This is a genomic window from Frankia sp. CcCS3 (assembly GCF_977927575.1).
Genome location: NZ_CDWRCL010000109.1, coordinates 1 through 12,551, shown reverse-complemented (window position 1 = coordinate 12,551; position 12,551 = coordinate 1). Strand labels below are relative to the sequence as shown.

11 protein-coding genes and 3 pseudogenes are annotated in these 12,551 nt (G+C 69.7%); 5 read left to right on the top strand and 9 right to left on the bottom strand.

All coding sequences use genetic code 11. The features are described 5' to 3' along the window. Nucleotides 1-40 precede the first annotated feature (40 nt). From AC08OQ_RS11495 to AC08OQ_RS11485, 3 genes are all read right to left on the bottom strand, one after another. Nucleotides 41-1,402, bottom strand: coding sequence for a dynamin family protein (locus tag AC08OQ_RS11495; RefSeq protein WP_476600922.1), 1,362 nt, complete (start codon nucleotides 1,400-1,402; stop codon nucleotides 41-43). A 102-nt stretch (nucleotides 1,403-1,504) separates the two neighbouring features. Beyond that, the gene (grpE, locus tag AC08OQ_RS11490) at nucleotides 1,505-2,179 is read right to left on the bottom strand and encodes a nucleotide exchange factor GrpE (protein WP_476600920.1); all 675 of its coding nucleotides are present in this window, start codon (nucleotides 2,177-2,179) and stop codon (nucleotides 1,505-1,507) included. Nucleotides 2,180-2,232: 53 nt separating this feature from the next. Beyond that, nucleotides 2,233-3,945, bottom strand: coding sequence for a dynamin family protein (locus AC08OQ_RS11485; protein ID WP_476600918.1), 1,713 nt, complete (start codon nucleotides 3,943-3,945; stop codon nucleotides 2,233-2,235). 557 nt (nucleotides 3,946-4,502) lie between these two features. On the opposite strand from AC08OQ_RS11485, the pseudogene AC08OQ_RS11480 reads away from it, so the two are divergent. Beyond that, nucleotides 4,503-5,042: pseudogene (locus AC08OQ_RS11480) on the top strand (SAM-dependent methyltransferase); the annotation flags it as partial. A 27-nt stretch (nucleotides 5,043-5,069) separates the two neighbouring features. On the opposite strand, the gene AC08OQ_RS11475 reads toward AC08OQ_RS11480, so the two are convergent. Continuing rightward, nucleotides 5,070-5,912 (bottom strand): DUF4097 family beta strand repeat-containing protein, encoded by an 843-nt coding sequence (locus AC08OQ_RS11475; RefSeq protein ID WP_476600916.1) that lies wholly within the window; start codon nucleotides 5,910-5,912, stop codon nucleotides 5,070-5,072. Nucleotides 5,913-5,978: 66 nt separating this feature from the next. Then, entirely contained in the window at nucleotides 5,979-6,500 is a 522-nt protein-coding gene (locus tag AC08OQ_RS11470) for a toxin-antitoxin system HicB family antitoxin (RefSeq protein ID WP_462188433.1), read from the bottom strand. Between the two features lie 234 nt (nucleotides 6,501-6,734). Here AC08OQ_RS11470 and AC08OQ_RS11465 point away from each other — a divergent pair, with 234 nt between their 5' ends. Together AC08OQ_RS11465 and AC08OQ_RS11460 are read left to right on the top strand one after the other, a co-directional pair. Beyond that, the gene (locus AC08OQ_RS11465) at nucleotides 6,735-7,604 is read left to right on the top strand and encodes a serine/threonine-protein kinase (protein ID WP_476612033.1); all 870 of its coding nucleotides are present in this window, start codon (nucleotides 6,735-6,737) and stop codon (nucleotides 7,602-7,604) included. Continuing rightward, nucleotides 7,601-8,335 carry a hypothetical protein gene (locus tag AC08OQ_RS11460; protein ID WP_476600910.1) on the top strand — a complete coding sequence of 245 codons (735 nt, stop codon included), beginning with the start codon at nucleotides 7,601-7,603 and terminating at the stop codon, nucleotides 8,333-8,335. Before AC08OQ_RS11465 ends, AC08OQ_RS11460 begins: the two co-directional genes overlap by 4 nt. On the opposite strand, the gene AC08OQ_RS11455 is transcribed toward AC08OQ_RS11460, so the two are convergent. Then, complete coding sequence (locus AC08OQ_RS11455; RefSeq protein WP_462188432.1) at nucleotides 8,298-8,822, bottom strand: SixA phosphatase family protein; 525 nt, start codon at nucleotides 8,820-8,822, stop codon at nucleotides 8,298-8,300. The two genes, AC08OQ_RS11460 and AC08OQ_RS11455, sit on opposite strands and share 38 nt — an antisense overlap. A 396-nt stretch (nucleotides 8,823-9,218) precedes the next feature. Here AC08OQ_RS11455 and AC08OQ_RS11450 point away from each other — a divergent pair, with 396 nt between their 5' ends. Continuing rightward, nucleotides 9,219-10,391, top strand: coding sequence for a glycerophosphodiester phosphodiesterase (locus AC08OQ_RS11450; protein WP_476600908.1), 1,173 nt, complete (start codon nucleotides 9,219-9,221; stop codon nucleotides 10,389-10,391). A 36-nt stretch (nucleotides 10,392-10,427) separates the two neighbouring features. Here AC08OQ_RS11450 and AC08OQ_RS11445 read toward each other — a convergent pair whose 3' ends face one another. Together AC08OQ_RS11445 and AC08OQ_RS11440 are read right to left on the bottom strand one after the other, a co-directional pair. Continuing rightward, nucleotides 10,428-10,838, bottom strand: a complete 411-nt coding sequence (locus AC08OQ_RS11445; RefSeq protein WP_476593073.1) for an NUDIX hydrolase — start codon at nucleotides 10,836-10,838, stop codon at nucleotides 10,428-10,430. A gap of 192 nt (nucleotides 10,839-11,030) precedes the next feature. Then, nucleotides 11,031-11,321, bottom strand: a complete 291-nt coding sequence (locus tag AC08OQ_RS11440) for a hypothetical protein (protein WP_476600906.1) — start codon at nucleotides 11,319-11,321, stop codon at nucleotides 11,031-11,033. Nucleotides 11,322-11,398: 77 nt separating this feature from the next. Here AC08OQ_RS11440 and AC08OQ_RS11435 point away from each other — a divergent pair. Continuing rightward, nucleotides 11,399-12,106: pseudogene (locus tag AC08OQ_RS11435) on the top strand (RNA-guided endonuclease InsQ/TnpB family protein); the annotation flags it as partial. A 19-nt stretch (nucleotides 12,107-12,125) separates the two neighbouring features. Here the strand turns inward: AC08OQ_RS11435 and AC08OQ_RS11430 are convergent. Next, nucleotides 12,126-12,542: pseudogene (locus tag AC08OQ_RS11430) on the bottom strand (acyl-CoA dehydrogenase family protein); the annotation flags it as partial. Between the last annotated feature and the right edge of the window lie 9 nt (nucleotides 12,543-12,551).

The following is a 12,551-nucleotide window of genomic DNA, read 5'->3' as shown; positions in this document are numbered from 1 at the left end:
AACCGTCACCCACAGCAAGATCGCTAAAGCAGGTGAATGTTTACCGCACGACGAACCCCTCCCGGTCCTCCTCGAGCGCGTCGTCCGACAGCTTCACCTCCGATACAAACGGTTCGGAGTTCGCGACGTGTGCGTCCAGCGAAAGCTTGGTCAGCTCGCGGTATTCTTTCGTCACCTCGTCGGCGGCGCGGTTGAAGGACAATATCGCTTGCTGGTATGTGACGGTCATCGTATGAGTCGTGTCGCTCACGAGCTTGTCTGGATTCGACCGGCCTTCGTCAGTGTCTGCCTTGCCATGGAACGCCGCCCGCTCCTCGCTCAGCGATACTTCGAGCTTGCGGCGGATCGGACGGGCTTTGAAATCGACGTCCTCGGCCAAGTCCTGCCGCCATTGCGCGCCTTTCTTCGTCAGGTTGTCGGCCTGCGCCATGGCGTCTTGCAGTTTCGCTTCCATCGCCTCGACGTCGTCGGTGCCTTCGAGGCCCGCCAACTGGGTGCGGAGTATCTCGGCCACGCGGTGGATCTCGGTGGTCATCGCGTCGATCGCCTCGTCGAGCTGGGCGGCGCCGCAGGTGGCACCCAAGCCGTTCCACATCTGGTCCTCGAGTGCCGGCAGCCCTGACTTCGCGAGCATTGCCTCGTCGCTCTTGGCCAGCGCCCGCCATTTGCGGTTCGCCGACACCGGCATGACGACGACGTCGGCCTCTGCGATGTTGGTCTCCTTGGCCACTCGTTCGCGGGCTGCGGCCACGACGGGTGCCGGGTCGGGCTTTTTGTCGATCATGGTGACCGCGGTGACGACCACGGGGCAGGCGCGGTACGCGTCCTCCCGGAGAAAGCGCAGTTCGCTGGCCGACAGCGGATCGGTGGCGGTACAGACGAACAGGATCGCGTCGGCCTCGGGCAGCACCTTGACGGTGGCGTCGCGGTGCGCGGGGTTGTCGGAACCGACACCAGGTGTGTCCGCGAGCACCAGCCCCGACGAGAGGATCTCGATCGGCGCGGTCATCGCCACCCGCTGGATGTTCTTGCGGTTGTCTGGATTGGCCTGCTCGGTAACGTACTCGCGCACCTCTCCGAGCGGCACAGGGATCGCTGGTCGGTCAGCGAAATAGACCGTCGCTCCCTCGGTGTCTCCCCACTCCAGGGTCACGACGACGCAGGTCGTGACGTCCACGTCCAGCGGGAACAGGCCGCTGCGTTCCACGATCGCATTGAGCAGGCTTGACTTGCCCCGCCGGAACTCGCCGCAGGTGACCACCTTGTATTGGCCCGACCGAAGCTTCTCCCATGCCCGGTCGAGCCGAGCCCGCCCGCCCTCCGACAGGTCGTCGCCGAGTAGGCCGACAACCTCCGGAAACATTGCGAGAACCTCAACGCGGAGGTCTTCCAGGTCACTCATCTTTCTCCCCGTTCGGCGCGGCTTCCCGGTCGGCAGGCCGCGGTGGCCGCCCGGCGGATCCGGCTCTCAGTGTTCGCCGCCGGGCTGGCCAGCCTCGTCGGCTTACCTGTAGACGACGACCGCCGCGGGCCGGAGGAGCTGGCCGCGCCAGGCGTAACCAGGGCGCACCGTCGCGGCGATCCATTCGGCCAGGTCCGCCTGCCCGGTAGTACGGGTGGCGACGATTTCATGTCGGTCGGGGTCGACCGGACCGTCGTCGGTGATACGGACCACGTCGTACTGGTCGAGCACCTTCGTCGCCTGCTCGCCCAACCATTCCATTATCGCGAGGTTCTCTTCGGCGGATCTCGGCTCTGGTTTGGTGAGATCAGCGAGTTGCTCCACGAGAGCGATGGTCTGGTCCACGACGGGATGCGGCTCGGCCGCCCAAGCTGGCTCCCGCGCCCGGCTTTCCCGACCGGCGTCGGCGCCGAGTTCCACGCTGGCCCGGCCCTGGCCGGCTTCGTCTCGGCCAGCCGAGTTCTGGCCGGGTGGGTCAGCGCTGGCCGGATCGAGGCTGACGGCGCCCGCGCTGTCCGCTGCGGGCTGGTCCGGTGCGCTGGCGAGGTCGGCGAGGTCGCGTTCGGCGGCCTCGAGCCGGTTTCGTAGGTCGGTGGTCCGCGCGCGTTCCTCGTCGAACGCGGCCCGCGTCTCGGCAAGCTCCGCTTCGGACGCGCGCAGTGCCGCCCGCGCGCCAGCGCCTGGAAGCAGGCGTGACAGCCTGATTCGCCGGCTCATCGGTTCGTTCTCCTCGGCGGGGGCGCGATGACTGGCATCACAGCCGCGGGCATTTACAGCTCCGTCGTCTCGAGCAGGCGCCGGGCGTCGGCGACCCGGTACGATAAGCGTTCGTAGCTGGCCAGGACTGTCCTCGCCGCGTTCGCGGTCGGCAGGTCGAGCAATGGCTGCGCGCACCTGCGCGCCCATGCGCCGATCCGCTCCTCGGCCCGCCGTGACATCGCCGCGGGTGACGCCTCCTCGCTCAGCCCGAGCCGGGCCGCGCAGCTGACACCATGTTCGCCAGTCACGGTGAGCAGGTCAACCGCTTCGCTGTCCGTCAGGGTCAGGACGCCCCGGTAGTAGTCCCGCAGCGCGGCGAGTTCGCGGAAGCCGTGAACGTCGCTGCGGGTTTGCTCGACCATCGCCGCCACAGCCGTGACCTCGGGCGACGGTGACCTCCCTGACCGTCCGGCCTCGGACCGACATCGGGTGACGGCGGTCTGGACTTCGCCGAGACCCCGGTCGAGCTTAATGAGCGCCGCGCGGTTACCGAAATGATCGACGATCAGCTTGCGGAGGCGGGCCACCCCACTGTCGACGACAAGCTGTGCCCGCACCTCCGCCTCCGTCATGTCGTCCCTGAGGTGGCGACAGGCGCGTAGCACCCCCCAGACGCCGAATTCGTTAACGAGCGTCGCCCGCCGATCCGCCGGCACGCCGACCTCGGGGAGGTCCTCGGTCGCGAATCGCCCCGCATCTTCTAGCAGGTCGCTAAGATCCTCGAGCCCAAGCTCGCGGTTGAGGTCGGCGAACACGTTGAACAGCTCGCTGCTCGCGGTCTGCGCGCCGCTCGCGACGATGCCGGCCACGGGGACGATCGTGTAGAAGTGTCGCTGCACCACCGGATCCCGCATCAGACGGTCGACGACCTGCCGGGCGCCGTCAGCCATCGGGTCGTAGGCCCATGGTGTGGGACTGCCGGGAAGGCCGGGCCCCGGCGGCCAGTACCGTTCGTCGCAGCGGCTCAGGACGCCAAACGCCTTGAGCGGGTTGACGTCCCGGCCGTCGGCGGCGCTCTCGCCCGCCGAGAAACGGTCCACGGCGATTAGGTCGGTTTCGCCGACCCCGCCACTGAACAGGAAGACGACGGCGTCGGCGCGGTCGACCTCGGCCGTGCTGTCGGCGTGCACGGCGCTTGCATCCCGGCCGGTCGCGCGTAGCACGTCGGTGACCTGGTCGGCGACCACCGGGTCTGTGATGCCGAGGTACCGCGCCGCGTTCGCGGAGTCGACACCGTGCAGACTCGCCAGACCTGGCGTGTCGACCAGCCGGAACGACCGGAGCAACTCGATCGGTGCACCGAACTCGATCTTGCGGATGTCGCGGAGCAGATGAAGGTCCGCCGCGGCGGTGACACTCAGCTTCGCCAACTGGTCAGCCGGGTAATCGACCACAGTGTTGTCGATTAGATGGATCCGCACGGAACGAGTCGGCGCGTGACCTAGCTCGACGACGTTGAAGGTCAATTCGAGCTGGCCGGTCGGCGCGACCTTCTCGCCGACGATCGCGTTGACGACGGTCGACTTGCCGCGCTTGATCTGGCCGGCGACGGCGACGCGCATCGGTTCCCGCTGGCGGTCGGCGCATCGCACCAACGCCTGGGCCAGCTCGAACGTCGCCCGGTCATCGACAGGCAGGATGCTCGCGACTGAGCGGAACCGCTCGACGACGGCGGCGTTGGCCGCGGTCACGGCGGCGGTGCTTGCCCCGGTGCCTGCGTTCATTGCTGCCTGCTGCACGGTTCCCCCCGTTGACATCACGATTCTAGGTGAACGATGCTGCGTGGCGTGTCGGACCCCTGTGCCCAGAAAGAGCGGAACGTGTTGGAAAGATGACTATCGGGTCATGACTCGCCATGATGCACGTCCGTCCCACTGGGCATGCGGCACTGACATGGCACGTTCCGGTCGGCCCTGTGCCGGCGTGAGCGCGGCGCACTCTGCCAGCATGGGCCTGGTCGTGCTCCCTTCCCGAGTGCGGCCAACAACGCACCGGCCTGGCTGGGAGTCACCAACGGCGCTCTGTGAGGAGTCACGCCAGCGGCGGACAGGCTTCTGATCAGGCCAGCAGGTGGACCAGGCTGGTGCCCATGACAGCGACGGACGCGTCGTCGGGAGGGCACACGAACGCGGCCGGATCTCCTGCGAGTCACGTCGAGCCACAGGCCTCAACCTGACGGTCCTCATTCAGGAGCACCGACGCGACACTCACAGATCTCATAATCCGCAGGGTGACCGCGACACCCCCTGACTGAGCCGCCGCGATCTCGCCGTCCGACGGGCCGGCGCTGCATGAGCCTCAGAAAACGGACATGTGCAACCCGGGGGTGGTACCGATCGTCCTCACCCACGCCCGAGCCCTACTCGCCAGCACCCCCGAGGGCCGCACCGCCTACCTCGACGCGGATCTGCGCGACCCGGAGCGCATTCTGGCCGCCCCGGAACTGCGCGACACCCTCGATCTCACCTAGCCGATCGCCCTGTCCCTGATCGCGATCTTCCACTTCATCCCCGACTCCGACGACCCGCACGGCATTCTCCGTCGCTTCGTCGACGTGCTTCCGTCCGGCAGCTACCTCGTTCTCACCCACGGCACCGGCGACTTCGACCCCACGTTGCTGGTGGCGGCCGAGGCCTACCGGCAACGGGGGATTTCCACCCAGCTACGCAGCCGCGCCGAGGTCGAGCGTCTGTTCACCGGGCTGGAGCTGGTCGACCCGGGGGTGGAGGTGGCACACCGCTGGCGGCCCGATGACACCGTGCCCGCTGACCTGACCAACGCCCAGGTCAGCTGCTACGGCGCCATCGGGCGGAAAGCGTAGCCGGGCCGGCTCGCGCTTCGGGAATGGTCAGGCACGGTGGATCAGGATGTCGCCGTCGCCGGTACGGGCGCGCACCTCGACGGTCTCGTCGGTGGGCGCGGGGGCGTGGATGGCGGTCAGTTCGCTGTGCACACCGCCGCGTCCCGAGCGGACGTCCAGCAGGGCGGCGGTACCTTTCCGTACTCCCACTTCGAGCCGGCCGGAACCGGATACGAGCGCGACTGCGCCGCGCACCACTTCGCCGATCCGCACGCTGCCCGAGGCGGTCCTGGCCTCGACCCCCGCCAGCGCGCGGTCGACGGTGATGGCACCGGCGGCAGTGATCAGCCGCGCGTCCCCCGTCACCTCACCGATGGTGACGCCCCCGTTGGCCGTCTTGACTACCGCCGAGCCATCGATCTCGCGGATCCGGATCATGCCGTTCGAGGTCTTGATCTCGGCGTGCCCGGTCGTGCGGCCCACGGACACGTTCCCGTCGGCGGTCCCCAGCCGGAGCCTGCCGGTCTGGTCAAGGTCAATGTCGCCGGTGGCGGTGTGGAAGCTGGAATCGCCCAGGCGGCCCGTGCTCTGGATGTTGGTCATCGAGCTCGCGTCGACCCGCGAACCGGTGGGCAGCTCGACTGTCACGGTGACGGAGCCGTCCGGCCCGGACAGCGAGCGGGCCTTCTTCCTGGGTGCTCTGAGGTGAAGCTTCCCTTCGTCGTACTCGATGAGGGTCTCTCGCGCCGTCTGAACGTCGGTGTCGTGCGACGGGTCGCTCGGGCGTACCTCCACGACCGTGTCGGCGCGGTCGCTCGCGTTGATCCGGACGTGGCCGGTCCCGAGTTCGATGACGGCGAGGATCGGCTCGGGGGTGCGGAAAGTCGGCATGATGATCTCCTTGTGGCGTCGTCAGCCCGGGCGTGGCTTGCCCGGGCGCGGTGAACGCTGGCGCGGCTAGCGCACCCAGCCGCTGTAACGCCGCCCCAGCTGCTGGCCCGCGTGCGGACCGGTGCGCCGTCCCGCGGCACCAGGGTCGAGCGCGGCGGAGACGGCGTGCACCAGCCAGGCGTTGACGGACAGTCCTTCGTGCTCGGCCGCTTCATCGATGCGCGGTTTGAGACGCTCGGGGACGCGTAGCGTGATCCGCGAGGTACGTCCCTCGTCGTCTTCTGGAGCGGCGGACGGTTGCCTGACCACGGCGGCCTTGAAGTCGTCCGCCCCCGAGTGGTCGGTCGGCGGTGGCGTCACGACAAAATCAGGGTCTCGCCCACGCAGGCGTACCTCGACCGAGCCCGGCGCCAACTCTCGGGTGATCTCGTCGGCGGCGGCCGACAGCGCCTCCAGCAGGGCGAGCCTGACGGCCGAGTCCAGGGGCAGAGTGAGCCGCTCGGCCAGCGCGCGGGCGTCCTCACCCCCGGCTTCTGCGGCTGCCGCGAGTTCTCGGCGGAGGTTCTCGACATACGGCGCAAGGTCCATGACGTCATGGTGGCGCCAAGTTGACGTCATGTGCAAGCTCTGGCGGCCAGTAGGACGTCACAGCTGCCGTCGCGGCTGTCGTCGCCTCGGCTGCCCGGCCGGTACGGCTGCCGGCGGGGCGGTCGCGAACCCTCGTTGCGTGCGACGACTACGAAAAGTAGCGATCGTCGGGGTGCTCTCGTCACCGTCGCAGGCCTCGGCGATAGTGGGGCGATCCGCCCGGTGGCGGCGGTGATGCAGACGGGGGTGGATGTGCCGGGCGACGCGCACGGCGTCAGGATGCAGCCACCGCGGGCCACGGATCCGGGGTCACTGGGCCGGCACCGGGTGCTGGGCAGGCTCGGTGCCGGCGGGATGGGTGTGGTCTACCTGGCCGAGGGTCCCCTCGGCCAGGTCGCGGTCAAGTTGATCCGACCGGAGTACGCCGACGATCCGCAGTTCCGGGCGCGATTCCATCGCGAGGTCCAGGCGTGTTTCCGGGTCGGCGGTGCCCACACCGCCCGGCTCGTCGACTTCGAGCTGGAGGCCGAACGTCCATGGCTGGCCACCGAGTTCGTCGACGCCCCGGACCTCGCCGCCCAGGTCGCGGCGGCCGGCCCCCTACCCACCGGGGAGCAGATCATCCTGGCGGCCGGGCTCGCCGAGGCGTTGGCGTCCATCCACGCGGCCGGCCTGATCCACCGCGATCTCAAACCGTCCAATGTGCTGTGGACCGCGGACGGGCCGAAGGTCATCGACTTCGGGATCGCCGCGGCGGCCGAGGCGCGCCCGCTGACCGCGGTGGGCGGAGTCGTCGGCACGCCCGGGTGGCTCTCGCCGGAGCAGGCCACGGGCGGGGAGGTCACCGCCGCCAGCGACGTGTTCGGCTGGGGGGCACTGGTCTGCTTCGCCGCCACCGGCCAGCCGCCGTTCGGCAGCGGCTCCGCCGACGCGGTGGCGTCGCGGATCGCGGCCGCCGAGTTCCAGATCGACTCCGACCGGCTCGCTCCAGAGCTGCACGCGCCCGTCCGCGAGGCACTCGACCGCCAGCCGCCGCAACGGCCTACCGCGCTCGACCTGTGCGAGCGGCTCGTCGGTCACGCCCGGGGGCGCAGATCCCAGTGACGCGCATCCTTCCCGACGCAGCCCGGACACCCACCCCACCGGCTGCACCGCAGATCCCGGGTTCGCCGCAGACCCCGGCACCCGAGCCGCGGGCACGCCGTCGCCGTCGCTGGCTGCTGGTGGGCGCCGGCACCGTCGTGGTCCTCGCGCTCGCGGGGGCGCTCGCCACCGTGCTGGTGGCCGGGGGCAACAACTCGAGCGCGGACAACTCGAGCGCGGACAACTCGACGAGTAGCCGGCAGTCCTTCACCGCCGACGCGCCGTGGCGTCTCGCGATCATCGACCAGATCGAAGGCACCGACAACGGGTGCACGATCATCGTGACCAGCGACAGCACCGGCGAGCAGCAGACGATCAAGGAGGTCTACGGTGCGAAGACCTTCCAGGTACCGCTTGTCGGCGGCTTCCACTGGCAGGCCAACGACCCCGGGTGCTCGGTGACGGCCCGCTCCGGATCGGGGACGGCCGTCCTACCCTTCGCCCAGCAGGCCGGCACCGGCGACACCGACGCGTTCGAGGTCCCCTCGGGCCTTGTCCGGGTCGAGGTCGTGGACTTCGCCGGCTCGGACGACTGCGGGCTGCAGCTCCACGACGCCGCCGACGGCCGGGAGATCAGCTTCGGCACCGCGGCCCGCGGCGGTCCGCCGTTGCTGCTGGACCCGAGCGGACGCACCCAGGTCTACCTGGCCAACCTCACCTGCGGTGTCCGGGTGTCGGCCGCCCCGGGCTGAGCGGGTTCTGTTCCCCGCTGCCCGGCACAGCGACGTAACGGGCGGTGGCCTCGCGGTCCGGATAACCACGGATGATCCAGGCACCACCCTTCGCGGTGCAGTCGTCCGGGCCGGGCAGCGTCGTCCTGCCCTGCCGCCGCCACGCCTCGAACAGCACGCGGATCACCTCGCCGTGCGTGCACAGCACCGCGTCCCCGCTGTCGTCCTGGGTGAGCACGGCGAGCAGGTCGAACGGCGAGGCGCCGACCGCGAGGGCCGAACACCGTTGCACCGGCAGGCCCCGGTCGGCCGCCACCGGCTCGACGGTCTGCTCGCAGCGGACGTACGGGCTGGTGAGAATCCGCGCCAGCGGAATCGGCCGGAGGAGGTCCACTACCGCCCGCGCCTCGCGCTGGCCGCGCCGGCTGAGCGGACGGTGTTCGTCGCGCCCCTGCCACGTGTGTTTCTCGCCGGCATGGGCGTGCCGGAGAAGGACGAAGTCGACCACGTCCGCTCCTCCTATCGACGCGTAGCTCGGATCCTGTCGTCGAACTCCGGCGATCCGCGATCGCTCGCCCTCCGGTCGAAACCCTCTCTGATCATCTACATCGTCCTGCATGCCGGGCAGGGCCGACCCCGATACCGTAGCGGCCCGTACCGACCGGGCGGCCGTAGGGCCGCTCGTGCCACCGCGGTCCGCACGTCGACGGAGGCGGACTGGCCGAGGTCGTCACCGTTGCGCGCGGCTGATGGTTACGGCCGACTGTTCGTGCGCCAGGTTCATCAAAGTGCCATCTGAGCGACCACGGCGGGTAACACGTGGTCCGTTCGTTGGTCGGCTGTTCCCGGTTGGCTTTATGGGCGCTCCGTCGGCGAGGGTCGTCGCCGCTGCGCTGGAGGACTTGTGGACCGTCGTCGCGTGCTCGCGGGGATCGTCGCAGCGCCTTTCGCCGCCGTCCCTCTCCTCGCCCCGGTAGCCGCGTCGGTCGCCCCGGCGGGCGCCCTCGGCTCCGGCGGTGGCCAGCGCCGCCCGACACTGGTGATCGGGCATCGAGGAGCGTCCGGCTACCGTCCGGAGCACACCCTGGCCTCCTACGAACTGGCCGCCCGGTTGGGTGCCGACTTCGTCGAGCCGGACCTCGTGCCCACCAGGGACGGCGTCCTGGTCTGCCGGCACGAGCCGGAGATCGGCGGAACCACCGACGTCGCCGCGCATCCCGAGTTCGCCGCCCGCAGGACGACGAAGATTCTCGACGGCGCCGCGACCACCGGCTGGTTCACCGAGGACTTCACCCTGGCCGAACTGAAGACGCTGCGCGCCAAGGAACGGCTGCCCGAGGTCCGCCCGCAGAACACCAGGTACGACGGCCAGTTCGAGATCCCGACGTTCACCGAACTGCTTGATCTACGCGCCCGGCTGTCCCGGGAACTCGGCCGCGAGATCGGCGTCTACCCGGAGACCAAGCACCCGACCTATTTCGCCAAGGCCGGCCTGCCCCTGGAGCGGCGGCTGCTGGACATCCTGGTCCGGTACGGCCTGAACCACCGGGGCGCGCCGGTGTACGTCCAGTCCTTTGAGACCACGAATCTCTGCGAGCTGCGTACACTCGGCCTGCGCACGGCCTCGGTACAGCTGCTGTCCGCCACGGGCGCGCCGTTCGACCTCGTCAATGCCGGCGACCCGCGGACGTACCAGGATCTGTCGACGCTAGCCGGGCTGTGGCAGATCGCCCGCTACGCGAACGGCATCGGCCCGGACAAGCTTCAGGTCATCCCCCGGGCCGGGGACGGGACGCTGGGTACCCCGACCTCCCTGGTCACCGACGCCCACGCCGCCGGGTTGGTGGTGCATCCGTACACCTTCCGCGCGGAGAACACCTTCCTCCCGAAGGACTACCAGGTGGGCACCAGCCCCAGCGACCTCGGCCGGGCCGTCGACGAACAGGTCGCCTATCTCAAGACGGGCATCGACGGGCTGTTCACCGACCAGGCCGATATCAGTGTCCGCGCCCGGGCCGTCGCCGCCGGCCTCCCGAACCCCGGACCCCCGCCGGCCGACCACCACCCCACTCACTGACCCGCCGGCAGGTCCGCCTCGACATCGGACAGCCGGTTAACCGAGGGTCGGAAGCACCCGTTCGAAGAATTCGTGGTGACCGGCGAACGTGAGCTCCAGCCGGGTGAACTCGTGCGGCGTCACCCAGCGGGCGTCGCTCACCTCGCCCGGGTCGAGGATCAGTTCCTCGTCGGATCCGACCTCGGCGGTCCACCAGTGCAGCTGGTAGCTGCCGTCGTCGGTGTCGCATTCCCAGACCTTCGCAAGGGGGGTGACCGCCAGCCCCACCTCCTCGCGGACCTCGCGAACCAGCGCCGCCGCCTGGCTCTCGCCGGGCTCGATCCGGCCGCTCAGCGGAGCCCAGTAGCCCGGTCTCTGCGCCTGCGGCCCACGCCGGATGACCAGTACGCGACCGGCCCTCAGCAGCACCGCGACCACGGCCTGCCGTTTGCCCACCGCTGCCGTCACGGGAACCAGTGTAGGGAGGGGGCCGACGTCGCGACGGAAAAGTGTGGAGGGTTGGGCACGGTCCGCCAGGCCAGGTCCGGGGATGCACCGTCACCGTGGCCACCCCGTCCTCCGCCGTGGCCAGGAGCAGCCCGTCGCCGCCGGGGAGTTCCACGTCCGGAACGTTCCCGGTCTCTACCTCCCACAGCCGGGTCATCGTGTCTTCCGCCCCGACCGGGCGCCACCGTGGAGCAGACAGCCCACCGGTGGTGTCACCGGCCCGTCCGGCACCACTCCCCACCGGGTTGCCGTGCACGAGGTGCGGCCGATCGTCCATGTCACCCGTACAAGCAGGTCTTCCACCAGGATCGGGAATTCCACCACCGGCTCCCCGGCCCGGGCAGGCGCCCACCGGTGGGCCTTGTCGAACTCCGCCCGCGGAAAGCTGGTGATCAGTGCGCCGTCGCCGTCCAGGACCAGCAACGGCCATCCCCCGCCGGTCACAGGATCACCACCGGATCATCCGGCCGGTGCAGCGGTGCAGCGGTGCAGCGGTGCAGCGGTGCAGCGGTGCAGCGGTGCAGCGGTGCAGCGGCACGGTCGGCCTCGACGCAGGCGTGCACCACCTCGCCGTCCTCTCCACCGGCGAGCAGGTCGCCAACCCGAAGCCGCTCGCCTGTTCGCTGCGCAGGCTGCGGCGCGCGTCGCGGGCCTACGCCCGGTTGAAGCCGGGAAGCGCTGGCCGACACCAGCGGGCCGCGCACCTCGCGAAGATCCACGCTCGGGTGGCGAACCAGCGCCGCGACGGGCTTCACAAGCTCACGACCCGACTCGCGACGTCCCACGATGTGATCGTGGTGGAGGATCTGCACGTCGCCGGGATGGTCCGCAACCGGCGCCTCGCCCGCGCCGTGTCCGACACCGGCCTGGCCGAGATCCGCAGGCAGCTCGCCTACAAGACCATCTGGTACGGGTCGCGGCTGGTCGTCGCGGACCGCTGGTATCCAAGCTCGAAGACCTGCTCCGGCTGTGGCTGGCGAAACCCAAGCCTGACCCTGGCCGACCGCACCTTTCACTGCCAGTCCTGCGGGCTGGCGATCGACCGCGACGCCAACGCCGCGGTCAACCTGCATAACCTCGTCGACCGCCAGTACATCGGCGACGTTAAAACTGCCCGTGGAGTCGACCGTAAGACCCCGCCTGCGGGGCCGGTGGCTGTGAAGCGGGAACCCGGCACCGCGCCAGCGGGTCAGACCGGGGGTGCCTCACCGAGAGGCGAGGCGGCATGAACATCGCTATCCATCGCTCTCATGTAACGGTGATTCCCCCTCGGGCGATGAGCTGGGCGGCGATGACGTTGCGTTGGATCTCGTTGGTGCCTTCGCCGATGATCATGAGTGGGGCGTCGCGGAAGTAGCGTTCGACGTCGAACTCGGTGGAGGAGCCGTAGCCGCCGTGCACCCGGACCGCGTTGAGCGCGATCTCCATCGCGGTTTCCGAGGCGAACAGCTTGGCCATCCCGGCTTCCAGGTCGCATCGCTCGCCGGCGTCGTAGCGGTCGGCGGCCAGGAGGACGAGCTGGCGGGCAGCGGTGTACTTGGTGGCCATGTCGGCGAGATAGTTGCCGATGGACTGGTGTTTCCAGATCGGCTTGCCGAAGGCCTCGCGTTCCTGGGCGTAACGCAGCGCGTCGTCCAGCGCGGCGCGGGCGATACCGGCTCTTCGAAGTTAAGC